This window comes from Paenibacillus qinlingensis, from assembly GCF_013204845.1.
GTDB lineage: Bacteria > Bacillota > Bacilli > Paenibacillales > NBRC-103111 > Paenibacillus_E > Paenibacillus_E qinlingensis.
In genome coordinates this window covers 1-23,610 of record NZ_JABMKY010000004.1, presented here as the reverse complement: position 1 = coordinate 23,610, position 23,610 = coordinate 1, and the positions used below count along the sequence as shown (strand labels likewise).

Sequence of the window (23,610 nt, the reverse complement as noted above, 5' to 3'; positions counted from 1 at the left end):
GGCGGGGGCTAGAGCGAGTGATATGGAACATGGATCCGCTACTTGCTGCTAAATAATCCTTTCGCATCAGCCAAGATTCTATACAAATGACGTCCTCTCGTTCCATGTTTCATTCCATATTTCCTGGGAAATTGTCGAGAAATGGATTAGCAAGCAATCATGGGAGGCACTCTACACATGGGATTTGTTTCAGTTCTGAGTTATGTACACCAGCTCATCGGACAACGCGTCGGGCCTGGCGATACCGTTATCGATGCTACGCTCGGCACAGGCGTGGACGCCTTGTTCATGGCGAAGCTCGTAGGCGCTCGCGGCTGCGTCTACGGCTTCGATATCCAGCAGGCGGCGCTGGATCAAACCGGCCTGCGTCTGGCGAAAGAGCTGCCAGACGCCCAAGTTCACATGAGCTTATGCAGCCATGCGCTCATGGAAGCGGCTGTGCCGCAAGACCGCCACGGCAAGGTCGCAGCGGTCACTTTCAATCTCGGCTACCTGCCAGGAGCCGATACAACCATAATTACCGAGCAGGCATCGACGATTCCTGCTCTTGAAGCCGCCCTCCGCCTGCTGCGCAAAGGCGGAATCGTGACCATCGTGCTGTACAGCGGCCACGATGGTGGCTCCGAAGAAGCCGCAGCGGTGGAACGCTGGGCGGAGAGCTTGCCACTCGCAGCGTTTCAAGTGCTGCGGTATCAATTTGCCAATCGGAGCGCCTCCGCGCCGTATCTCTTGGCTCTAGAAAAAAGATAGCCGCATGATATAATGCTAGAGTGGTATAAAAGACAGAATGATAGAATAGACTAGGGGAAAGTAGGGATTGTTTTGAAATCATACCCGTTACAATTTCAACCTGAAATGAAAGAACGCGTTTGGGGAGGCAGAACCCTCGAACGTTTCGGCTTTGAGCTGCCGGAAGGTGCAATCGGTGAAGGCTGGATGATCGGCGATCACCCGAACGGAACAACGAAAGTCATTAACGGCGAATTAGCTGGCTTAGGACTAGACGAAATTCGTGAGAAATACGGCAAAACATTGTTCGGTACCAAAGGATTTTCCGAGAAAAACGGCCGTTTTCCACTCTTAATAAAATTGCTAGATTGCGAAGACGATCTATCTGTTCAGGTTCATCCTAACGATCACTATGAAAACCTCGCGGCTGGTGAACTTGGCAAAACAGAAATGTGGTACATTCTTGATGCGAAGCCTGGCGCCAAAATTATATACGGCATGAAAGAAGGCGTAACACGGGAAAGCCTTGCAGAAGCGATTGCGGATAACCGCATTATGGATTGCTTACAAGAAGTTCCTGTCGAAGCCGGAGATTCTTTCTACATACCTGCAGGTACGGTTCACGCGCTTGGCGCGGGTGTACTTGTAGCAGAAATTCAACAAAACTCAGATACAACGTATCGTTTATATGATTACAACCGCCCAGGTTTGGACGGAAAACTGCGTGAATTGCACATCGAGGATTCCCTCAATGTGATTGCGTACGAAGGTTCAGGATCCACGCGCATGAAAACAGACTTAGCAGAAGCAGGCACATGGCTGACGCTCGCATCCTCTCCTTTTTTCACCGTTGAAAAGGGTCTTGTAGGGCCGCAATGGGAGCTTACGACTACCCCGGATAGCTTCGTGATCCTTGTGATCGCAGACGGCAACGGGACGCTGCAATGGGCTGACGGTCAAATCGCGACGAAGCCAGGGGACTGTTTCTTGCTTCCAGCTGATTTGGGCAGCTACTCACTCGAGGGCAATATGACAGTGATTCGCAGTTATTTGCCATAGGAAGAAACTAATTATAATAAAAAAAGCTCTCTGATAGCAGCCGCGGTTGATGGGCACTGTCAGAGAGCTTTTTATTTATCGCTGCTATCCTTCTTCCGAAAGGCTGCTTTCTTTAAGAATTACGTCATGCGCTCCGCCTTCGACCAAGCTTGTTGCGGATACGAGTGCAATTCTTGCATTCTGTTTCAACTCGTCGAGGGTCAATGAACCACAATTACACATCGTGGATTTGATTTTACCCAGCGTCTTGTCCAAGTTTTCTTGCAAACTTCCCGCATAAGGAACGTAGGAATCAACGCCTTCTTCGAATAGAAGCTTGCTTTTGCCGCCAGTGTCATAACGCTGCCAGTTGCGGGCACGGTTCGAGCCTTCGCCCCAATATTCTTTCACGAAATTGTTACCGACTTTAAGCTTTCTAGTTGGGCTCTCATCGAAACGAGCAAAATATCTGCCCAACATCACGAAGTCAGCACCCATCGCCAAAGCAAGGGTCACATGGTAGTCGTGTACGATACCACCATCGGAACAGATCGGAATATACGTACCCGTTTCTCTGAAGTACTCATCTCTCGCTTCAACAACCTCCATCACGGAGGAAGCTTGACCGCGGCCAATACCCTTTTGTTCCCGTGTGATACAGATGGAACCGCCGCCGATCCCTACTTTAATAAAGTCAGCACCCGACTCAACAAGGTAGCGGAAACCTTCGCGATCAACAACGTTACCTGCACCAATTTTCACATCAAAATTCTGTTTCACATACTGTACTGTCTCATGCTGCCATTCACTGTAACCGTCAGAGGAATCGATCACGAGAATGTCAACGCCGGCCTCAACAAGCGCAGGAACTCTCTCCGTATAATCCTTCGTGTTGATCCCAGCGCCGACAATGTAACTCTTATTCTTATCAAGCAGTTCCATCGGGTTCTCTTTGTGCTCATCGTAATCTTTGCGGAAAACGAGCGTATCCAAATTCCCATTGTCATCCACAATTGGCAAGCAGTTCAGCTTATGATCCCAGATTAGGTTGTTAGCTTCCGAAAGCGAAATACCCGATTTACCATAAATTAATTTCTCGAAAGGTGTCATGAACTCCGAAATTGTACGCTCTAACGGATCGCGGCTTCTGCGATAGTCACGGCCTGTCACGATCCCTAGCAATTTTCCGTTCGCTGTGCCATCATCGGTGATCGCAACAGTAGAGTGCCCTGTTTCTTCTTTCAAAGCTAGCACATCACTAAGGGACTGCTCAGGTTTCAGGTTGGAGCGGCTTACGACGAAACCAGCCTTGTACCCTTTTACCTTGCGCACCATCTGTGCTTGCTCTTCGATCGACTGAGAGCCGAAAATAAAGGAAATCCCGCCACTACGCGCCAGTGCAATAGCCATTCCATCATCGGATACGGCTTGCATGACAGCAGAAGAAAACGGGATATTCAGGGAGATTGCTGGCTCCTCACCCTTATTAAACTTGACTAGCGGGGTCTTCAGCTTAACATTTGCCGGTGTACAATCCTTCGTCGTTAGATTAGGAATCAACAGAAACTCACTAAACGTACGCGATGGTTCCATATAATACGTAGCCACTTTACATTTTCCTCCTAATATAGGGATCTTTGAGTGTAGCTCAAAGCCTCTCCTTTAATTGATCCATAGGTAAATTTTTATAATCTTATCACTGAACCTTACCTGTGGTCAATGGATTTTTTAGGGAAATGTTCAGTCGACTACGATACGGCGTTATTTCTTCCAAATTTGGGGTTCAGAACCCTTACTCGAATATTCAATATAGGACGGAGAAATGTCCATAACCACATAGTTAGGATCGTGCGGCCCGTCAAACCACTCTTTCATATCATCATTCCATAACTTCTCGCGAAGGGCATTATCCGAAGAGATCTTAGCCGTAGCTTGGATTTGCAAAATGTTCGGCGTAGACTTGCCGTCATACCCCACAAGAATGTGCACATGGGGATTTTCTTGGAGTTCCTCAACCTTATCTGTTTTCTTACTCGTCGTTAAATAGATTTCCAACCCTTCGTGAAACAAGGCCATGTAGCGCACCTTAGGCTTGTTACCGTCAATCGTTGCAAAGGAGCACACCTGGTTAGCGTTCAGCACGCCAATGATTTGTTCTTCGAGTTGTGTCTTTTGGGTTTCGATCATAGTTAGCTCTCCTCTCAGTATCAAACTGCTTGACCTACCCTAGATTACCCATATGGGCGCGTGTTCAATCGGTACATGCGAAAAAATCCCCTTCACGCTAGGCGTGAAAGGGATTTGGGGTTAGATCGTTGCCAGCTGCTGCAGCGGCATCGTATAGTAGGACGCCGGCTTCTGCGCGTCCGGCGGGAAGTGCACGACAAGCAGCTCCTTGCTGCTTTCGTCGATGTGGCCGCTTTGCAGGTACGTCTGCAAAGCGAACGGCAAGACCTCAAGCATAGCATGCTTGTGCAGGTCTTTCTCATTGATACGGAGGCTCTGGAAGTCTCCGCTGACGAGCTCAGGCTGCTCCGCAACCAGCTTGAGGTACGCATTCTGTTCGGACTTCTCCAAGGTGAAGTCCCACCAGATTTTGCGCGGCTTATATTTATGGCCGAGGAAGTAGTCTAGCTTCATCAAGCCTTCGATGATGTGCATGTTCGTAGTTCCGCGATGCAGCAGGAACTCGCGTAAGCGAGTGAACAAATCCTCGAGCTGATGCCCGATCTTCTGCCAGCCGCGGCCTTCCCAGAAGTCGCCGAACTCTTGGAAGAAGTCGAACGCCGACGCGAATTCATTGGCGATCAAGTGCTTCACCGTATGATCCATCCGGTGAGCGTTCCAATATTTCTCGAGCACATCCTCCACGCGCTTGATGCGAATCAAGTCAGTGAACGGCAGGATGTCGTTGCCGAGAATCTCGTAAGGGGCGTGATCCATATAAATATAGCCGAATTTATCGGCATCTTTTCGCATGCCTGTTCCGCGCAGCATTTTGAGGAAGCCAAGTTGCAGCTCTTCCGGCCCTAGCTCGAAAACGTCATTAAACGTCTTACGGAACGAGTTATAATCCTCTTCCGGCAACCCGGCAATCAGATCGAGATGCTGATCGATTTTGAGACTGTTTTTCACCTTAGACACGGTGCGGCTCAGCTTGAAGAAGTTCTGTCTCCGCTGCACGAGGTCATTCGTCGTATCATTCGTCGATTGCACGCCGATCTCGAAACGGAACGTACCCGGAGGAGCATTTTCAGCCAAATAATCAAGCACTTCAGGACGCATAATGTCCGCCGTAATCTCGAACTGGAACACGGTGCCACGGTGATTTTGAATAAGGAATTCAAAGATTTCCATCGCATAATCCCGTTTAATATTAAACGTACGATCTACGAATTTGATCAGCTTTGCTCCTGAGTCGATAAGGTAAAGCAGGTCTGACTTAGTTCGCTCCATGTCAAAATACCGCACACCCACCTCGATGCTCGACAGGCAGAATTGGCAAGAGAACGGACAGCCGCGGCTCGTCTCGAAGTAGACCACACGGTTCGCTAGGCTCGGAAGATCTTCCTTGAAGCGATGCGGTGACGGGATATCATCCAGCTTCAGCTTCGGCCTGCCCGGCATCAGAATCACTTCTTGCTCTTTGCGGTAGGCAACGCCGTAGACGAAGTGGTATTTGCGTGTTGTCGAGATCTCTGTCAGCAATTGGTGGAAGGTCTCTTCCCCTTCGCCCATGACGATGAAATCAACCTCAGGGATGCGCTCCATCCAGTAGTCCGTGTCGTAAGAAACCTCAGGTCCACCAAGGACGATGATGAGCTCGGGACGGATTTTTTTGATCATTTTGATAATGTTGATCGTCTCTTCGATGTTCCATATGTAGCAGGAAAAGCCCAGCACGTCTGGCGCCTTCTGATAAATGTCAGAGACCACATTCATAACGGGATCTTTAATTGTATATTCGGTTATTTCAACATCAAAATCCTTCTCGCAGAACGCTTTGAGATAGCGTAAGGCCAAGGAGGTATGAATGAATTTGGCGTTCAGTGTGGATAAAAGTACGTTCATATGAAAAAAACCTCGTTCTATTCTGGGTTATCGTGCCTTCTAATTCGTGTTCAAAAATGGACTTTTTGAACTACCTCCACTAATTCTACACGAAAACGGTTGAAATACAAAGGAAAGCCCTCCCATGCGGGACGACTTTAGTGGCATTTATACAAATAACAGACTGTTAAAGAACCATGTCGTCGTCCAAATGCGGGACTTCATACGGGAATTGCAGGTAGGATGCTTCTTCAATGGCATTTTTCCAGCGTTCGGCGTGGGAATAAAGTTGCTGCTCGACTTCTTGGATTCTCTGGCTGATTTCGCCAGCGGATTCTGCCGGTTCACGTTGCAGCGCTTGTTGTAGAGTGGTACGTTCTTCGAACCATTGCGTTAATTGGTATAAAAGCATAGGAAACCACCTCTCACGTTGGATATGTACGTGCTAGTGTTCCCTGATTTGCGTGGGTGTATGCGAGTGCCCAACCTCCGTACCGTCCTGACACTGGATTAACTGGAAAATCTACAGCTAAATTCACATTTCTCGCTTGAGAATGGAAAATAAATGGAAAAACTCCCGTTAATTTCGGGGATTTTACGCAAAAGCGCTAGGAACCCGAAAAATAGCTGGAGGTTTTCCATATAATATGATTATGTGGCAAAAATGCAGGAGTTTAACTGTATGTTTTCATGCTAATTTGAACGGGCTAGAGCGTCAAAGCACGCAAGCAATGCTTACTTCAACAAAGCTCCGTCCTTCTCGAGGACGGCTTGCAGCTCGGCGACGTTAATCTCAGCTGGCAGCACGCCGTGCTTCACAGCGAGTCCAGCAGCGGAGCCTGCAGCTTGGCCCGTAGCCATGCAGCTAGGCGTGAGGCGCGTCGTTGCGAGCGCTTCATGCGTAGTCGAGATGCAGCGACCTGCGGTGAGCAGGTTTTCGATTTTTTGCGGCAGCAGGCAGCGGTACGGGATGTCGTAGGCACCGTCCCCTTCGACCCAAGCTGCCGTTACGCCTTTGCCAGACGGATCGTGGATGTCGATCGGATAGCCGCTGCGTGCGATAACGTCATCAAAATGACGCCCCTGCACGACATCCTCCACTTGCAGCGCATACTGGCCATCGATCCGGCGCGTTTCACGGATACCAATTTGCGCGCCAACGTTGGAGATGGAGGCTTTTTCGAAGCCTGGCAAGTTATTGCGCATAAATTCAGCAACCATCAACACCTGTTTGCGCCCAAGCTCCTCGGCCTCTGTCAAATCCTCCACATTGGTGCCATCCAGCCCCTGCACACGCGTAGTATTGACCAGTACTTCGTCATCCTCAGGACCTGTGAAGAACAGTACTTGATCACGATTAATCGGAAGGTTCGCTTCCTTCCAGTGTTTAAAATAGCCGAGTACTCCAGAAAGAGGGAGATCAGCGAGCTCGGAGAAAGGCGTCTTTTTATAAAACTCGTCTGGATGGTCAATCATGTATTGTTTCACTGCAGGCAAATTCACACCGCGCATTCTGAATTTCATCGTCATTGGCTGTGTGGCTTTATCCCCATCACGCCCTTTGAGGCATGGCGCACCAGACAGATACGCGAGATCAGCATCACCTGTTGTGTCGATGAATACTTTGCCTCTTACATCAATTCGGCCGGATTTGGATGTCAACTGAACGGATTGAATGCGATTGTCCACGGTCTCCACATGATCGACAAAACTATGGAAAAGCAGCTTAACACCCGCTTCTTTGAGCATATCGACAGCAAGAACTTTGTATATTTCAGGGTGATAAGGTGTGATCGTATTCACGAACCCAACGGTATCCCGAAGATGTCCCGGGGATGCGTTCATCGCCATAAGGCGGTCAATAATTTCTTGCGCGAGCCCCGCAATGACTTGTTTGCCATCTGTTGTATGAAACGTCATCCAAGGATACACAAGCGCTGCCGTCGACATGCCGCCAATAAAGCCGTATTTCTCGATCAAAACGGTTTTGGCCCCACTTCTCCCTGCTGCAATCGCCGCATTGACACCCGCTGGACCTCCACCTACTACTACCACATCTGCTTCTATCTGTTTGATCATCTGATTTCGCTCCCTTAGCTTCATTGTTGGTAAGTTTACTTGTCTCTCAGTTGCTTGCTTCTCTCTTAGTGTAGTTTAAAATTAACCTTCTTTTTAGTTTAACTTTAGTTTAAAATTAGAGGTACAGAAGGCAGTCAGAAAAGGGGCATCTCAGACGTATGCGAAAAAGAATTACACTCCACGATTTAGCCGCTCAGCTCGGTTTAACGATACAAACGGTGTCCAAGGCGCTGCGCGGACTGCCTGGTATGTCAGAGCAGACACGAAGTGAAGTCTTCAAGCTCGCGCGCGAGCTTGGCTACATGACCAAAGATCAGAAACAAACACTTCAGCAAGATCTCATTTCACCATATCCCGTCGTGCAGCGCAGGTTCGTGCTCGTCCAGAATAAACAATCTTTGAACTTCAACCGCTTGCTGCTGCAAGGCTTGCATGAACGTTTCATGGAGTTTGGCCACACGGTACAACCACTTCTCATTCCGCCTAAATTAAAGCCATCACAATTTGAAGACTGGGCTGAGGACGAAGGTTTGTTATATGCGGAGGGGGTGTTTATCGCACCGCGGATGAATTGGGATCTCTTGGAGCAAAAACTGTTAGAGGTGCAGCTCCCGCGGATTTTGTTGAATTTTCCGCCGCCGGAGTCCAAGGTCGATAGTGTAATTTGGGATGTGTACGAGGCGGTTTATCAGGCGGTGCGAAGGTTAGTTCGAATGGGCCACAGGAACATTCTTTATGTAGGTGATACGAAGGATCAACGCGGATTCGTTATCCGGTGGCAGGCTTTCACCGAAGCGATGAAAGAGGCTGGTGTGATGGTGGATCCTAGTGAACACGCGATAGAGCGAGATGGGTCGGAGGGGTGGTTGCAGGATTTCCAGCAGAAATATGAGCTGCGTCAGCCAACGGCTGTGATTTGCGGCATCGATGAGGAAGCTGCGCCTGTGTACCATACACTTCGTCGATTAGGCGTGAACGTGCCACAGCAGTGCTCGCTGGTTGCGCTGTTGAATGAGCAAAGCGATACGCTGCCGCTCTGTTCTCGCCCTCAGCTGCCGATTCGTGAGACCGGTTATCGCGCAGCCGATCGCATGCTATGGCGGATTGCGAATCCGCATTTACCTTTTGAGCATGTGCGGCTGCAGGGGGATTTTTTCACGGGGAGTACGATTCAGAAGCTGTAGATCATTTCATTTGCTTTTATGAACGTGGTATATTGGAGGTCGAATGATCTGACCGGAAGGTAAGCCATCGTACTAGGAGGAATTTTTAATATGCAAAAGAAACAAGGTTCACGTCCAAAAGGAAGCCCCAGCCATAAACCGAAATTTGGAACGAATAAAGCACAAATCCAATCAACACAAGCAGGTACTGCTAAAGGTGGTCAGGAGTCGAGCACTCGCCAGTATACAGTGAAGGAACCTACTGAGCTTCTGCCCTTTTTGTTGGAAAAGCTATCAAGTCTAGGGCGAAATGCGGTTAAAGCTATCCTCGCTCGTGGACAAGTCGCCGTGAATGGCAAAGCAGTAACGGCTTATAATCACCCTTTGCAACCGGAAATGATAGTCACGATCAACAAAGACAAAGTTGTGGAAGATATCCCGCTAGCCGGGATGACGATTTTACATGAAGATCACGATGTTATTGTCATTCAAAAGGATGCTGGCCTTCTATCCATTGCAACGGATACGCAGGAAAATCAAATTACGGCCTATCGCCAACTTACGGCGCATGTGCGGAATCATGACCCGAAGGCACGGATTTTTGTCGTTCATCGCCTAGATCGGGACACATCAGGTGTGATGATGTTTGCCAAAAACGAACAGGCACAGCAGCACCTACAGAACACATGGCAAGAGAGTGTCAAGGAGCGGACATATGTTGCTCTAGTGGAAGGCATGGTGCGTAAGCCTGAAGGAACGATTTCTTCCTGGCTCAAGGAGCACGCCAAATCGCTCAAAATGTTCTCCACACCGTATCCGAACGACGGACAGCATGCGGTCACGCATTACAAAACGCTGCAAGCGAACAAGAGCTTCTCTCTGCTTGAGGTGAATTTGGAGACCGGCCGCAAAAACCAGATCCGCGTTCATATGCAGGATATCGGGCACCCCGTTGCTGGGGATAAAAAGTACGGATCCAAATCAAAAGAGATCAATCGACTGGGTCTGCATGCGCGTGTGCTCGCCTTTTTGCACCCGACGACAGGCACGTTAATGCGTTTTGAGACGCATATTCCGAAGGTGTTTTTGAACCCTTTTAAAGAGCCTGGTGTTAAGAAGTAAAGTTTGTAAAGGATTGGGTAAACCAACAAAAGGAGCAAAGTGATGAACATTGTTGTACTTGATGGCTATACGTTAAATCCAGGCGATCTGGACTGGAGTGGTTTCCAAGCGTTAGGCGAGTTGACGGTCTATGAACGTACATCTGAGTCCGAGATTGTAGAACGCGCCGTACATGCTGACATCGTGTTAACGAACAAAACGCCTCTCTCCGCTGGCACTCTGAGACAACTGCCTAAACTAAGATATGTCGGTGTTTTGGCGACTGGCTACAATATTGTGGATATCCAAGCCGCGAAGGCTCAGGGGGTTATTGTTACTAATGTGCCCGCATATAGTACGCATTCGGTTGCTCAGTTGGTTTTTGCACTCCTATTAGAATTCTGCCATCGGGTGCAGCGCCATAGTGACAGTGTGCTTCAAGGAGATTGGGCTGGATCGATTAATTTCAGCTACAGTGTCTCCCCTCTTGTTGAGCTAAGTGGCCAAACGATGGGACTGATCGGTCTTGGCCAAATTGGCAAACAAACGGCGCTCATTGCTGGGGCGATGGGCATGAAGGTCATTGCGACAAATAGCGGACGAAGTGTGCCACAACCGGTGGAAGGCATAGAATGGGTATCGCTGGAGGAGTTGCTGCAGCGTGCTGATGTTGTAAGCTTGCATTGTCCGCTGACCCCAGCTACGAATGAGCTGATCAATGCAGAACGGATTGCTAGGATGAAACCGTCGGCCATTCTGATTAATACAGCCAGAGGTGGATTGCTTAACGAAGCGGATGTGGCGCAAGCTTTGAACGAAGGCCGCCTCGCTGGTGCGGGGCTTGACGTGCTGACGGTTGAACCGCCAAAGACGGATAATCCCTTGCTGCATGCGCAGAACGTGATTATTACCCCGCATATCGCATGGGCAACGAAAGAAGCGAGAGCTAGGTTGATGGCCGTTGCGAGCAGTAATGCGCGGAGTTTTGTAGAGGGTCTGCCGGTGAATGTGATCGGATAGCAATAAAGGACTGCCGCCAAGGTTCGTGAATTCGAAGCTTTGGCGGCAGTCCTTTTTAGTTGTCGATCGTTCTATTATTTTAACTTATTCAATAAACGGTATATGATTACAGCCGCTTGCGCTCTTGTCGTGCTGTCGCTTGGCATAAAGCTGCCGTCGCTTCCTTCAAGGATACCTGCTTTTTGCATGGTGCTGACTGCTTCTGCCGCATAATCCGAGATGTCAGCCGCATCGTTAAATTCCTTGGAGCCAGCATTCGTCTGGATGCTTGCTTTTAGCGCCAGTAAAGTGCGATAAGCCATAACCGCCATATCTTGTCTAGATATCTCATCCCCTGCACCAAAGCTTCCGTCTTCTCGGCCACTTATGATACCAAGCTGCCTAGCTATCGCAGTTGAGCTATAGTACCAATCTTTCTGATCAATGTCTGAGAAGGTGTTTGACGTAGCTTGTTCTTGATCGAAGCCGAAGGCTCTCATCAGCAGTGTCACGAATTCTGCTCTTGTAACCGGGCTATTCGGTGCAAAACTCGCTTCACTCACGCCACGGATTATTTCTCTCGCTGCCAAAGCGTCAATACTTGCTTGCGCCCAAGATACATCACTGATGTCTTGGAAGGTAACATCCTTGTAGAATACAGCATAGTTGCCAAGCTCTGCAGTAGTGAACTCCACTTGTCCTGTAGCTGTATTGTAAGCCCCGTTCACAACTACCTCTAACTTCCCTGATGCGTTCACATAGCTTACGATGACTTTCTCTGGAGATTCTCCTGGTTTCAGCGTATAGTTGACGGCTATGCGGACACCCTCGGTACTCAAGTTCTTCGTCGACTTTCCATCCACTTGCAAGTCAAATTGGAATACACTGCCGCTCCCAATGGATTGTCTTACCTGCTCGGAAAGTGCTCCTTGTTCAACGTTCGTTACGACAACCTGAATATTCTTCGCATCAGTCCCCACCTGTTGCTTCAATGCTTGAAGAGGTAGGATGACCTTAGAGTCGCCTGCATGGAATGCAATCTGTTTCACTTGGTTCGCATCCGCTTTGTTCAGCAACGCAACAGGAACTTGTATGACAAGCTTCTTCGTTGTCGACTCTGCTGAAACACTTAAGCTTATCGTTCCGTTAACAGCTCCCTCAATGGCTTTAACCATGTCTAGATCTTGAATTATTACTGTGGATGTATTCGGATCCTTGGGCTCTTCTTTAACAGGTACAGTGATGACACCGCCGCCGCTGCCCGATCCGTTAGACGTATCGTCCGTCGTATCATCCGGGTCCTCTCCATGGTTAGGACTAGCTGTCACTGTTACATTCGCAGTCGCTTGCAGCGCAGTTCCGGCTACTGATCCATGAACGGCAAAGGTACCTGCTTGGGCATAAAGCGTTGGAGCGATGTTGTCCCAAACAACCTGAAGCTGGGAGGTTAGCTGATTATCATATACGGCTGTTACAACCGTCGGTAATATCGGCGCTACCCCTGTTGTCGTGCTTACGGCTACAGGCTCAATCGATAGAATAACAGCTGGAATTTCCGTTACCGTAATATTCGCTACTGCGCGAATGCTTGTGCCTGCAACATCTCCTTGGACCACAAACGAACCTGCCGCAGCATACTGAGAAGCATCCACGAGATCCCATGTAACGGACTGCGATGAAGTCGATTGATCATCATACACGGCTGTTACTACGGTAGGAAGCACTGGCGCTATACCTTTACTTGTTAACACGCCAATCGGATTGATACTAACAATCGCCGGGTTAGGATTGACAGTGACTTGAGCCTCCGCTCTCACATCTGTCCCCTCTACTGAACCATACACAACAAAGCTTCCTGCCTGCGCATATTGCGATGGTGCCACAGTATCCCAGATGACAGGGTGTGATTTTTGCGACTGATCGTCGTACACAGCAGTCACATGTGAAGGCAATACTGGCGCTGCTCCTACAGCGGTCGTAACCAACTTGGGCTCGAAGCTGACGATAGCAGCCGGACTAGCTCCTACAGTGATATGCGCCTCCGCTCGTATGGCTGTCCCCGCTACAGTTCCTTGTATAGTAAAGGTACCTTCTGCCGCATATTGAACAGGTGATAGGCTGTCCCACGTAACCGGCAGCGTTTCAACCGACTCGTCACTATACGTAACAGACACAGTTGAAGGCAATGTTGGAGCAACGTTGACATACGTATTCACGTCAACTGGTGATACCGTATTAATAACCGCTGTTCCTGGAATGATTTCACCACTGCCCATTTTGACATGGTCCAATGTAATATCAGCGATAGGAGACGTGTCTCCACCAATTTTCATCACATTTCCGCCGGTACCTAAACTAGCTGCTCCAGCCCAGGCCAGTTGACCGTCAATGTATAAGTCATACGTATAATTAGCGTGAACAACGACTCTGTAATCGTGATACACGGTTGTATCCAAAGTAGCAGTCTTGACTGGGCTGCTAGCTTTATTCTGCGCCGTACCTTGTGTGCCATACTTTAAATAAAGTCCGATCTGATAATTACCGCTTCGGATTGTAAATTCATTTAAGGTGTTTGCCGTATTTACCTTAGCTCTATACTCTACGGTGAAGGCTCCCACCAAAGGCGTGAAATCGGTTTTTAGTAAAAAGGTTGAAAAAGCGGTGCTCGAGTCTATAATTTTCACATTCCCGCTATCTTGCGTTACGGAACCAGGCCCATTGACCAATTTGGACCAGCCTCGTGAATACTTATTCATATCGTCGTTAAAAGATTTGAATGGGCCTGGCGGCAGTGGGGGTATCTCGTCAATAGGCTCAACTGCATTCGGATCCATCTTGGCATAGGCCAGCACACCGCCTAATCGGTCGCCCTGCTCATAGAACATGTATAAATCTTCACCGTCATATACAAAGTTAGCCGAGGCCGTTCGTCCCCGGTCAATCACATCATCAGAGTCATGCAGTATGCCCAGATGGTTCTCCAGGTCAAAATTAGCACCAACCTCGGTGATATGCACATTGCCCGAAGACGCATGGTAAGCTACATAATGCTTTCCATTCCATGGAAAATAAGTAGGACCGGACAGGTTTGTTCCTTCAGATGCATTGGAGGTAATCAATGGATTCTTTTGGGTTGTCCAGCTGAGACCATCATTTGACCATGCTAGATATATATTTCTTTTATTCGCTGTGGTATTCCCCATCAGCAGCATGATGTAAGTATTATTTTTGGAGGGAATCGTATACTTGAACACTTTGGCATAGGAGGTTTCCATTAAGCCAACAAAATCACTAGTGCCAAGTGCTTTTTGTTCATACGTAAAGTTGATGCCGTCTAAGGTTGAGGCAACCCTTGTCGTCGTATTTTCCCCATGGTAGTACATGTAAAATTTCTGAGCTGCATCGTTCCATATCATATACGGTGAGGACACATGTGACACACTGTAATGAGGAGACCAAACATTGGCGATTAACGGGTTAGCCTCGTATTCCGTCCAGGGACCGTCCAAAGAATCGGAATAAGCCAGATTAATTCCTCCTGGCGCATCGTGAGGAGCATAGTACAAATAATAATTGCCTAACGGATTCGCGATATGTTCCCTCGCGTTAATAACCTGTGGAAATATAATCTCGTCTGTAGGATTATACTTTAATTTCAGTGGATCCAAGACCTGCCCCTGATATTTGAAAATTGGAAAACCCGCTAAAGCGGACGCAGGTTTAGGTTTAACAACGACTACAATGCTCAGCACCATGATAAAACATATCAAACTGGCTATCGCTTTTTTTAGCATCAGTCTTGCTCCTTTTTAATGGTAGATTGTCTTCTCTACTTATTTCAAACCAGTCAAAGCTACACCTTCGATAAATCGCTTCTGGGCGATAAAGAACACAAGCAATAGGGGAACAGTCGCCATTACGGAGGCTGCCATCAATAAGTGCCAATCTGTCCCTGCCGTATCCGTAAATAACTTGAGTCCAACAGGTAAAGTAAATAATTTATTATCGCTAATGTAGATCAATGGATCGAAATAGTTATCCCAGCTGTGAAGAAATGTAAAAATAGCGAGCGTGGATAACGCCGGCGTAGAAAGCGGCAGCATGATACGCCAGAATGTTGTCCATGGTGTGCAGCCATCAATTTTCGCCGCTTCCTCCAGCTCATCAGGTACCATGATGAAAAATTGGCGAAGTAAAAATACGCCGAATATGCCGCCTGCACCTAATACGGAAGGAACAATTAACGGGAAGTGTGTGTCGGTCAGATGCAGCTTAGACATCCACACGAACATCGGAATTGCCGTTACTTCCGTCGGAATCATCATGCCGGTCAACAGGATGAGGAAGATGATATTCTTGAAACGAAAATTCATCTTGCCAAACGCATACCCAGCCAGTGCCGCAAACAAGCAAGTCGCTATGGTAACCACGATGGCTATATAAGCGCTATTGAAGAAGTAAAGAGGAAACTCAGGCTGTTTAACGAAAACCTGTTTAAAATTGGACCAAGAAATAGGATCAGGAATCCATTGCGGCGGAAACAGAAATATTTTAGTCGGATCCTTAAGTGAAGTCGTGATCATCCACAGGAATGGAAACAAGATAACGAGTGATATAAGGGAAAGCGCTGTATAAATAGGCAGGTTTCGAAGTATGCCCCGTTGGTTATTGTTCATGATGCACCCACCTTTTTCTCATATTCCATTGCACGATGGTCAAGACCAGTACTAGGAAAAACAAGATGAAAGCGATTGAAGATGCATAACCGAATTCAAATTGCTTAAATGCCTGCTGATAAATATAGTACACAAGCACATAGGTGCTAGTCCCCGGACCACCATCCGTCATGACTTGGATTTGGGAGAATACCTTCAATGAACCGATTAAGGTTAGGATAAGCGCCAGGAAAAACGCTGGCGAGATCATCGGGAAAGTGATGCTCCAGAAAGTTCTCATGCGCGAGGCTCCGTCAATCTTGGCAGCTTCGTAGTACATTTTGGGAACCTCCTGCAATGCAGCAAGGAAAATCACCATATTCAGACCTACATTCTTCAATACGCTGACTACGATAACGACTGGCATCGCCAAGCCAAAATTGTAAAGCCACGCGGGTCCCTGAATGTTAAACAATTGCAGGATTTGATTGACCAAGCCAGCATCCGTCGCAAAAATGTATTTCCACACAATCGCCCATACGACAATCGAAGTCACAACCGGCGTGAATATAGCAGTTCGAAACAGGGAGATTCCTGGTATTTTTCTATTTAACAGAAGTGCTAAACCAAGCGCGAGCATCAAATTTAAGGGAATGAGCCCCGCCGAAAAGTACAATGTATTCCATACCGTCTTCCAAAATAAAGGGTCGTTCAGAAATGCTTTCTCGTAGTTATCCAACCCTACATACGCTGTATCGTGAAGGAGAGAGTAGTTGGTGAAGCTCATGCCGAATGCAGCCACGATTGGAACTAATAAGAAGATGATATATCCGAGTACCATCGGAGAAATAAATAAGTATGCATACCATGCCCCACTTGAAGCAAGGCGGCTCTTGGCACGTTTCCGAACGGAAACGGGTTGCCCTGTCTGCAGGGATGGGGTCAATTTCGCACCTGCGGAATTCATGTTGTTTCTCTCCGTTCTCTGTAAGTTATTCGATCAAAAAGCACACGAAATCCATAGCAGTGCAAGAAGCTTCGAGTAAAAGGGATCTGACTCATGCTCAGGCATCTAGTCAGAATCCGGTCATCACTCGCGGTCAGACCCTTCTTCTCCTCTAAACTTCTCCACTACCGTGGCGTTTCTTTATTTAAGCAGCGGGCTTACTTCACTTTCGGCTTTGGTCAATACATCCTTCACCGTGCCCGACTGCGCATAGAGCAAATCAAGAATCGTTTGCATCTTCGTATCAATTTGCTGCCAATTTTTGTGAGCTGGCAACGTTGTAGCGCCTACCATTTGATCGATGACGGCAAGCTTCACACTCTCAGGTGATGGCCCTTGCTTCAGGAATGACTCCGATTCCAAAATCGACTTGCGGCTTGGCACGAAATATTGGCTCGTAATGTTCATATTCTCATTATTCGTAATATATTTTAAGAAGTCCGTTGCTTCTTTCGGGAATTTACTGTCCTTCATAACGACAACGCCAGCATATCCCATTGTAGTGCCTGCACCTTTAGGCCCTTGAGGCAATGGAGCGATATCCCATTCGAAGTCTTTGATCGCCTTAGCTTTGCCCATATAGCTGAACAATTCCTTTTGCATGGCAATTTTACCCGTGTCGAACGTCGTTTGATCCCCTGGTTTCGGATGCACTTTATCTTTGAAGATCATGTCCGAATACAACTGAAGCGCCTGCTCGCCCTCTTTGGAGTTCAAAGTAAACTTCGCACCATCTTTACTTAACAGTTCGGCGCCGTATGAATTAAATACCGTTTGCAGGGCATCCGGCCAGTTGGTCCAACCATTGCGTACAAAATTAGTTCCATACACACCCTTTCCAGGGTCAGCTAATGTCTTAGCCGCTTTGAGGAACTCCTCATAGTTCCATTTTCCTTGTTTATACAGCTCAGTTGGCGTTGCCAGTCCTTTTGCTTTGAACATCGTTTTGTTGTAGTAGATCATCGATGTAGGTGTAGAGAATGGAATGCCGTAGATTTTACTGTCTTTGGTTAACAAGTCGAGTGTGGTTGGATACACCTCATCAAATTTATACGCCGTATCCGCTTTCAAAGAAGTAACATCAAGAAGCTGTCCGCCCTGAATGAATTGAGGAATCATACGTTCTGCGAGCCATGCGACGTCTGGAGCTGAATTCGATGCTTGCATGATGGATAGCTTCTGCTGGTAGTCAGCAAAAGGAATGATCGTAATCTCCACGCTGATGTTCGGGTTACTCTCTTTATATTTGGCAATCATATCCTCATACATTTTCTTGTGGGTGTCGTTGCCCCATATGCTGAATTTCAGGGTGACAGGCTTCTGAGCTTTCACCTCTGTTGATGAACTTGGCGCTGTTGCAGCTCCGGTCGCTGCCGGCGCATCTGTTTTGGTACCGCAGGCAGTTACGACTGACGTTGTGACTAGCAGCGTGCCCATAAGTAAGCTAAACTTTTTATTCATATTCGGGTTCCCCTTTAATTTGTATTATGTAACCGCTTCAGTGAAACGTTTACAAACTTTATTATAAAGAAAACAATCCCGCTCTTTTATGGCCTAAAGTTCAGAATAGGTTCGAATTGTATCGATATTGGTTTTAAAATCTGCATGCATATTCGTACTCCTATTGGTCTCGAAACTCGGATGGCGTCAACCCAACAACTTGCTTAAATAAAGACATGAAATACTTGCCATTGGGATATCCCGACATTCTGCCAATGTCTTGAACCTTCATATGTGTCGTTTTTAATAGCTGCTTGGCCTTCTCTATACGGCGCTGAGTCAAGTATTCCGATAAGTTCTGTCCCGTTTCCGACTTGAACAATGCGGACAAATATCTATGGTTTAAGAAAACCTGATCCGCCAAGTATTGCAGTGAGATGTTCTGATCTAGATGACTGTCGATAAGCTCCTTAACCTTCCTTATGATTTGCCGCTCCTCTTGCCCTTCCTTGGCAGAAAAGGCCATTTCGGCTTGCAAAGGATTATTTTTGAGGAGTTCCTTCTTTAATCGATCTATAACTATGGCTAGTTCAGCCTTGTCTACAGGCTTCAATAAATAATCCGCAGCATGATACCTTAATGCATCCCGTGCATATTCAAAATCGCTGTACCCGCTAACGATGACAACTGGCAGATCAGGGTATTGGTCACTAAGCCTCCGCATCATCTCAATCCCGTTCATTTCCTTCATCCGAATATCCGTAATGACGGCATCTGTCGTATTTGTTTTCAGCCATTCAATCGCTTCCACACCATTGGACATTCCCCCCACCACCTGAACGCCGCCTATGATATGCTCAAGTAAATGACGAAAACCATTCCGAAGATTAATCTCATCCTCAACTAACAAAATGCGAAGCATTGGTCATTCCCCTTCCCATTGCAATGGAATTTTCACAATAAAATGAGTACCTTGCCTATCGGTTTTATCCAAAAACAGCCCATATTCCGGTCCGAACAAGAGTCGGATTCGCCAGTGAACATTTCGCAGTGCGAAGCCTTTCTTCTTGAAACCGAAGCCATCCCTTGCGCCGTGCTCATTGCTTTCCTTGTAGATATGAGCTTCTACCTCCCTCATTCTTTCCTCGCTAATTCCCTTACCATCGTCTGAAACGGTGATGACAAAGTGATCCTCTTCTAGATATGTTGCGATTCGAACGATGACAGGGTCCTCTTCCATCGCATGCTCAATGACATTTTCGATCAAAGGCTGCAGTATTAATTTGGGAACGAGATACTCCTCGTGCCCCATGTCAACATCAAGCTCCATCTGAAGCTGTCCACCTAATCGATACGACTGAATCTGAATATAGGATTCCACGAATAACAGCTCGTCCTTCAGATAGACAAGGCGCTCATCCTTATCTACCGTAAATCGCAGCAGCCTGCCTAAACTGACGACAACACTGGATAGCTTAGGATGATTCGATTCCAGAGCCATCAGGTTGATCGATTCCAGCGTATTGTAGATGAAATGGGGATTAATTTGACTCTCGAGCGTCGATAGCTGGGCATCCTTCTCACGAAGCTTGCTTTCATACACTTCTTTAATCAGGCGCTCGATTTCTGTTACCATCATGTTAAAGCCGCCTGTCAAATGGCCAATTTCATCGTGAGAAGCAACTTCAGCTCGTTCCCCAAAATCACCCATCTGCACCTTTTTCATTTTCTTCTGAAGATGTCGAATCGGCTTCACTAAACGGCTTGATGCTACAACGGCTAGGAGATAAGCAACTAGCATCGAAATAACCGAAACGATCATCGTAGACCTCACTAGCTTGCGAGCTCCCGCGGTTACCTCACTCTTTGGAATAAAGCCCGTCACTTGCATACCCGAAAATTCAGAGCTTACCTTTGCTGAAATTTGTTCTTTGCTGTTGTTAATTTCCTTCCAGCTCAATGAACTATCCATATCCCCCCCATCAATCGGGTAGATCACATCACCATTACGATCTGAAATATAGATTTGACTTTTGCCGTTATAATTCGTGGAATCTAACAAGCTTTTGAAACCCATCTCAGTTAGATCAACCTTCACGATCCCCAAATATTCATTAGTGGAAATTTCTCTAACAACACGTGCAATGGAAATAACCTTTTCTGTGCCATCCAAATAGTAGCCTGCGTCGTGAGGCGGCAATATGACAATTGAACCGTCCCCCTTCTGAACATCTGCCATCCACGGATTGCTTAAAGCTTCCCAGTATCGATCAACGGTAGTCTCCAGGTTGCTAAACAAGTTCCCATCAAGCGCAAAAATTAAAATACTCCTTATCTCACTTCGATCAAAGGTGAGTGAAGAAATCATTAAATTCATCTTGCTGTATTCATCGGAAGTCACAAATACGGGGTTACTTTGCCTTGGGTGTTTTCTCAGAATATTCATTACGTTTTGGTTATAATAGGGCGCCATCGTAATGCGATCCATGTCCTTCATATATCGATCCAGATTAATCTGGACCTGTTCAATAATTTGGCGCGTATATTTGCGGGAATCCTCTTCAACATTCGAGATATATTGATAGTAGGTAATCCATCCGCTGATAAAGAAGGGAACCGTAATGAGCAAAGCAAATAAAATAATGAACTTGCCCCGTAAGGATAGAAATAGCTTCGTTGGCATTCTGAATCATCCACCTCATAACCCAAGTATTCTTGCTTACGCCAATTATGATTGCTCCATGGGGACAAATCTACTTTAACTTTACTTTATATTTGAGTGTGTAAATGAAGGGTGATTAGGAGTGTTGTGTGGGGCTACGCGATGGTAAAAACACAAAAAGGCTGTCTTTCCAAGTAGATTCAACTACGAGGAAGACAGCCTTGTTCTATACCCGTGCTATTTCAGTAAAGCCGCATAATCCATCTGCGGCACAAGACCTGTCTCCGCTGCACGCTGGAGCAAGGTTAATACAGCGCCATATCCGCTATCGCCTAGATCGGCGGTGAACTCGTTGACGTACAGGTCGATGTGCTGCTGTGCGACCTGCGGGTCCATCTCCTGCGCGTGCTGCATGACATAGTCACGCGAAGCTTCCGGATGCGCCCACGCGTATTCGACGGAGGCGCGAGCCCAGCCCGCGAGCGCCTTCACATCCATGGTGCGCCGAGCAATGATGGCGCCCAGTGGGATTGGCAGCCCGGTGTCTTGCTCCCACCAGCTGCCCAAATCTGTTAGAAGCGCTAACCCGTACGACGGGTACGTGAACCGCGCTTCATGAATGACGAGGCCGGCATCGATGAGGCCGTCCCGCACAGCGGGCATGATCTCGTGAAACGGCATGACCACGATTTCGCCAACGCCGCCAGGCACGTTCTGTTCGGCCCAGAGGCGGAACAGTAAGTACGCCGTCGAGCGTTCGCTTGGCACGGCAACTCGGCGGCCGCTAAGGGCAGCCGGGTCCGGGGTGGCATTGCCGCTTGGCTGCGTCAGCACAAGCGGGCCGCAGCCTCTGCCCAAGGCGCCGCCGCAGGGCAGCAGGGCGTAATCCTGCAGCACCCAAGGGAGTGCTGCGTAGGAGATTTTGAGCACGTCGGGGCCGGTGCCTTCGGCGGCCAGACGGTTCGTAATATCGATGTCCGCGTAGAGGACATCGAGCTCTGGTGCGCCCGGGATTAAGCCATGCGCCCAGGCATGGAAAACAAAAGTATCGTTTGGACAAGGTGAGAACGCTATTTTCATTATTAAAGCACCTCCGCTAAGACTGAACCTGCTGCTTCTAAAGCTTTCAAGGCATCGCCGATCCGCCAGGCGTCTCGGTCTCGCGGGCCGACCGCGTTGGAGATCGCGCGGATCTCCAGCACGGGTACCCCGCGCTGCTGCGCAGCTGTCGCTATGCCGAAGCCTTCCATGGCTTCGGCGGCAGCGCCAGGCACGCGCGCTGCCAACGCAGCGGCGGTTGCCGCTGTTCCGGTGGCCGTGGCCACCGTCAGCACCGGCGCCGATTGCGCCTGCAGGCCGGCGGCTTGCAACGCCGCCGTCACGCGCTGGGCCAGTTCGGCGTTCGCGCTGATGCGCGTTGTGCCGAAGCCCAGCTCGTCCAAGCTGCTGAAGCCGTCCAGCAGCTCAACGCCAAGATCGGCGGCGATGATTTCGCTCGCAACAACAAGCGACCCAACGTCCGCTTGACCTACGAAACCGCCTGCAATACCGGCGATAATCAGTAAGTCATAATCGACCTTGGCAAGCACAAGGGCACCGTTCACTGCTGCAGCAGCAAGCCCTACACCAGCTAAAGCATATTCAAATCTGCTATCCTGACCAAGACCGCGCTGTATAGCATCTCGTTCGGGAGCGACTGCTGTCATGACAAGTATTCGCATCATTCTTCCCCTTTAAGCTTTGACTTCTATACTCGTATTTTACATGACACCTGTCCAGAAGGAAACTTTCGCGCTTGACACGATCATCTAATTTAATTATCATCTAATTAGACATAAATAAAATTTGATTATCATTAAATTAGATTCTTAGGAGTTGTTCTTATATGCAATTGGATAAAATCCTCACCTATCACAAAGCGATGTCCGATGCTACGCGTATTCGCATGCTTATTTTGTTAGCGGACGGCGAATCCAATGGCCAAACACTCGCTGAGAAGCTGAGCGTAACTCCCGCGACCGTTACCCACCATGCCTCAAAACTTCGCGAAGCCAACTTGATTCATGAGCGTCGTGACAAAAACACGATTTATTTCACCTTGAATGACGCTTCCATTCGCAGCTACGGTCAGACGACCGCTGACCTGATTTTCAAAAACAAAAAGGAGGCACCCTCATCCATGGAAACGGAAGACAACAAAAATTCAAATCTTCAGAAGTCTGTTTTACGGAACTTTTTTACGCTCGATGGTAAGCTCAAACATATCCCCGCCCAGCTCAAGAAAAAACTAATTGTCCTAGAGCATCTAGTTGTTGAACTTGAAAAGGGCCGCTCCTACGCCGAAAAAGAGCTTAACCTCTACCTCAAAAACTACCATCCGGATTTCGCAACCTTGCGCCGTGAGTTGATTATGCACCAGTTCATGTTTCGGGAGAGTGAGGTTTACGAGTTGAACCCTAGGGAAATGTGGGCGAAGTGGGAAACCTTATCGTAATACGTGGTACTTCAGTCTTGTCACTTTTGTCAGTCTTGCCGGTCTTGTCACTCTTGTCAGTCTTGCCGGTCTCGTCACTCTTGTCACTCTTGTCACTCTTGTCACTCTTGTCACTCTTGTCACTCTTGTCACTCTTGTCACTCTTGTCACTCTTGTCACTCTTGTCACTCTTGTCACTCTTGTCACTCTTGTCA

At 47.9% G+C, this 23,610-nt stretch carries 20 protein-coding genes; 6 read left to right on the top strand and 14 right to left on the bottom strand.

Annotated features, from left to right (window positions below; genetic code table 11):
• Window positions 1-177 precede the first annotated feature (177 nt).
• The gene (mnmM, locus tag HQN88_RS09780) at window positions 178-750 is read left to right on the top strand and encodes a tRNA 5-(aminomethyl)-2-thiouridylate-methyltransferase MnmM (RefSeq protein ID WP_173110551.1); all 573 of its coding nucleotides are present in this window, start codon (window positions 178-180) and stop codon (window positions 748-750) included.
• A gap of 72 nt (window positions 751-822) precedes the next feature.
• The gene (locus HQN88_RS09775) at window positions 823-1,788 is read left to right on the top strand and encodes a type I phosphomannose isomerase catalytic subunit (protein WP_246320152.1); all 966 of its coding nucleotides are present in this window, start codon (window positions 823-825) and stop codon (window positions 1,786-1,788) included.
• 84 nt (window positions 1,789-1,872) lie between these two features.
• Here the strand turns inward: HQN88_RS09775 and HQN88_RS09770 are convergent, their stop codons facing one another.
• The 5 genes from HQN88_RS09770 to HQN88_RS09750 form a co-directional block, all read right to left on the bottom strand.
• Complete coding sequence (locus HQN88_RS09770) at window positions 1,873-3,375, bottom strand: IMP dehydrogenase (protein WP_173110549.1); 1,503 nt, start codon at window positions 3,373-3,375, stop codon at window positions 1,873-1,875.
• 153 nt (window positions 3,376-3,528) lie between these two features.
• Window positions 3,529-3,954 (bottom strand): pyridoxamine 5'-phosphate oxidase family protein, encoded by a 426-nt coding sequence (locus HQN88_RS09765; RefSeq protein ID WP_173110547.1) that lies wholly within the window; start codon window positions 3,952-3,954, stop codon window positions 3,529-3,531.
• Window positions 3,955-4,074: 120 nt separating this feature from the next.
• On the bottom strand, window positions 4,075-5,838 hold the full coding sequence (locus tag HQN88_RS09760) for a B12-binding domain-containing radical SAM protein (RefSeq protein WP_173110545.1): 1,764 nt from the start codon (window positions 5,836-5,838) through the stop codon (window positions 4,075-4,077).
• A 166-nt stretch (window positions 5,839-6,004) separates the two neighbouring features.
• Window positions 6,005-6,229, bottom strand: coding sequence for a hypothetical protein (locus HQN88_RS09755; protein ID WP_173110543.1), 225 nt, complete (start codon window positions 6,227-6,229; stop codon window positions 6,005-6,007).
• 323 nt (window positions 6,230-6,552) lie between these two features.
• Window positions 6,553-7,896: an FAD-dependent oxidoreductase gene (locus HQN88_RS09750; RefSeq protein WP_173110541.1), complete on the bottom strand. Its 1,344-nt coding sequence runs from the start codon at window positions 7,894-7,896 to the stop codon at window positions 6,553-6,555.
• Window positions 7,897-8,054: 158 nt separating this feature from the next.
• Between HQN88_RS09750 and HQN88_RS09745 the strand changes: the two genes are divergently transcribed.
• The 3 genes from HQN88_RS09745 to HQN88_RS09735 all read left to right on the top strand — a co-directional run bounded on the left by HQN88_RS09745 (window position 8,055) and on the right by HQN88_RS09735 (window position 11,180).
• Entirely contained in the window at window positions 8,055-9,080 is a 1,026-nt protein-coding gene (locus tag HQN88_RS09745; protein ID WP_173110539.1) for a LacI family DNA-binding transcriptional regulator, read from the top strand.
• Window positions 9,081-9,170: 90 nt separating this feature from the next.
• A complete protein-coding gene (locus tag HQN88_RS09740; protein ID WP_173110537.1) occupies window positions 9,171-10,181 on the top strand; it encodes an RluA family pseudouridine synthase in 1,011 nt (336 codons plus the stop codon).
• A gap of 42 nt (window positions 10,182-10,223) precedes the next feature.
• The gene (locus HQN88_RS09735; RefSeq protein WP_173110535.1) at window positions 10,224-11,180 is read left to right on the top strand and encodes a D-2-hydroxyacid dehydrogenase; all 957 of its coding nucleotides are present in this window, start codon (window positions 10,224-10,226) and stop codon (window positions 11,178-11,180) included.
• 74 nt (window positions 11,181-11,254) lie between these two features.
• Here the strand turns inward: HQN88_RS09735 and HQN88_RS09730 are convergent, their stop codons facing one another.
• The 8 genes from HQN88_RS09730 to HQN88_RS09695 all read right to left on the bottom strand — a co-directional run bounded on the left by HQN88_RS09730 (window position 11,255) and on the right by HQN88_RS09695 (window position 22,646).
• Complete coding sequence (locus tag HQN88_RS09730) at window positions 11,255-14,953, bottom strand: Ig-like domain-containing protein (protein ID WP_173110532.1); 3,699 nt, start codon at window positions 14,951-14,953, stop codon at window positions 11,255-11,257.
• Window positions 14,954-14,992: 39 nt separating this feature from the next.
• Window positions 14,993-15,835: a carbohydrate ABC transporter permease gene (locus tag HQN88_RS09725; RefSeq protein WP_173110530.1), complete on the bottom strand. Its 843-nt coding sequence runs from the start codon at window positions 15,833-15,835 to the stop codon at window positions 14,993-14,995.
• A complete protein-coding gene (locus HQN88_RS09720; protein WP_173110528.1) occupies window positions 15,825-16,781 on the bottom strand; it encodes a carbohydrate ABC transporter permease in 957 nt (318 codons plus the stop codon). The genes HQN88_RS09725 and HQN88_RS09720 overlap by 11 nt, the downstream gene beginning before the upstream one ends.
• A 180-nt stretch (window positions 16,782-16,961) precedes the next feature.
• The gene (locus tag HQN88_RS09715) at window positions 16,962-18,281 is read right to left on the bottom strand and encodes an ABC transporter substrate-binding protein (protein WP_173110526.1); all 1,320 of its coding nucleotides are present in this window, start codon (window positions 18,279-18,281) and stop codon (window positions 16,962-16,964) included.
• Window positions 18,282-18,441: 160 nt separating this feature from the next.
• Window positions 18,442-19,182: a response regulator transcription factor gene (locus HQN88_RS09710; RefSeq protein WP_173110524.1), complete on the bottom strand. Its 741-nt coding sequence runs from the start codon at window positions 19,180-19,182 to the stop codon at window positions 18,442-18,444.
• A gap of 3 nt (window positions 19,183-19,185) precedes the next feature.
• On the bottom strand, window positions 19,186-20,943 hold the full coding sequence (locus HQN88_RS09705; RefSeq protein WP_173110522.1) for a sensor histidine kinase: 1,758 nt from the start codon (window positions 20,941-20,943) through the stop codon (window positions 19,186-19,188).
• Window positions 20,944-21,159: 216 nt separating this feature from the next.
• Window positions 21,160-22,002 (bottom strand): 1,4-dihydroxy-6-naphtoate synthase, encoded by an 843-nt coding sequence (locus HQN88_RS09700; RefSeq protein ID WP_173110520.1) that lies wholly within the window; start codon window positions 22,000-22,002, stop codon window positions 21,160-21,162.
• A gap of 2 nt (window positions 22,003-22,004) precedes the next feature.
• Window positions 22,005-22,646 (bottom strand): futalosine hydrolase, encoded by a 642-nt coding sequence (locus HQN88_RS09695; protein ID WP_216855681.1) that lies wholly within the window; start codon window positions 22,644-22,646, stop codon window positions 22,005-22,007.
• Between the two features lie 161 nt (window positions 22,647-22,807).
• Here HQN88_RS09695 and HQN88_RS09690 point away from each other — a divergent pair, with 161 nt between their 5' ends.
• Window positions 22,808-23,416: a DUF2087 domain-containing protein gene (locus HQN88_RS09690; protein WP_173110518.1), complete on the top strand. Its 609-nt coding sequence runs from the start codon at window positions 22,808-22,810 to the stop codon at window positions 23,414-23,416.
• Here the strand turns inward: HQN88_RS09690 and HQN88_RS37305 are convergent.
• On the bottom strand, window positions 23,408-23,610 hold a 203-nt coding region (locus HQN88_RS37305; RefSeq protein ID WP_216855680.1), incomplete at its 5' end, for a hypothetical protein. The two genes, HQN88_RS09690 and HQN88_RS37305, sit on opposite strands and share 9 nt — an antisense overlap.

Excerpts from the sequence above, each read along its gene's own strand:
- HQN88_RS09745 (WP_173110539.1), top strand. The coding sequence starts at position 8,055 with ATGCGAAAAAGAATTACACTCCACGATTTAGCCGCTCAGCTCGGTTTA.
- HQN88_RS09730 (WP_173110532.1), bottom strand. The coding sequence starts at position 14,953 with ATGCTAAAAAAAGCGATAGCCAGTTTGATATGTTTTATCATGGTGCTG.
- HQN88_RS09765 (WP_173110547.1), bottom strand. The coding sequence starts at position 3,954 with ATGATCGAAACCCAAAAGACACAACTCGAAGAACAAATCATTGGCGTG.
- HQN88_RS09715 (WP_173110526.1), bottom strand. The coding sequence starts at position 18,281 with ATGAATAAAAAGTTTAGCTTACTTATGGGCACGCTGCTAGTCACAACG.
- HQN88_RS09755 (WP_173110543.1), bottom strand. The coding sequence starts at position 6,229 with ATGCTTTTATACCAATTAACGCAATGGTTCGAAGAACGTACCACTCTA.
- HQN88_RS09700 (WP_173110520.1), bottom strand. The coding sequence starts at position 22,002 with ATGAAAATAGCGTTCTCACCTTGTCCAAACGATACTTTTGTTTTCCAT.
- HQN88_RS09705 (WP_173110522.1), bottom strand. The coding sequence starts at position 20,943 with ATGCCAACGAAGCTATTTCTATCCTTACGGGGCAAGTTCATTATTTTA.
- HQN88_RS09720 (WP_173110528.1), bottom strand. The coding sequence starts at position 16,781 with ATGAATTCCGCAGGTGCGAAATTGACCCCATCCCTGCAGACAGGGCAA.
- HQN88_RS09690 (WP_173110518.1), top strand. The coding sequence starts at position 22,808 with ATGCAATTGGATAAAATCCTCACCTATCACAAAGCGATGTCCGATGCT.
- HQN88_RS09750 (WP_173110541.1), bottom strand. The coding sequence starts at position 7,896 with ATGATCAAACAGATAGAAGCAGATGTGGTAGTAGTAGGTGGAGGTCCA.
- HQN88_RS09695 (WP_216855681.1), bottom strand. The coding sequence starts at position 22,646 with ATGATGCGAATACTTGTCATGACAGCAGTCGCTCCCGAACGAGATGCT.
- HQN88_RS09735 (WP_173110535.1), top strand. The coding sequence starts at position 10,224 with ATGAACATTGTTGTACTTGATGGCTATACGTTAAATCCAGGCGATCTG.
- mnmM (WP_173110551.1), top strand. The coding sequence starts at position 178 with ATGGGATTTGTTTCAGTTCTGAGTTATGTACACCAGCTCATCGGACAA.
- HQN88_RS09760 (WP_173110545.1), bottom strand. The coding sequence starts at position 5,838 with ATGAACGTACTTTTATCCACACTGAACGCCAAATTCATTCATACCTCC.
- HQN88_RS09725 (WP_173110530.1), bottom strand. The coding sequence starts at position 15,835 with ATGAACAATAACCAACGGGGCATACTTCGAAACCTGCCTATTTATACA.
- HQN88_RS09740 (WP_173110537.1), top strand. The coding sequence starts at position 9,171 with ATGCAAAAGAAACAAGGTTCACGTCCAAAAGGAAGCCCCAGCCATAAA.
- HQN88_RS09710 (WP_173110524.1), bottom strand. The coding sequence starts at position 19,182 with ATGCTTCGCATTTTGTTAGTTGAGGATGAGATTAATCTTCGGAATGGT.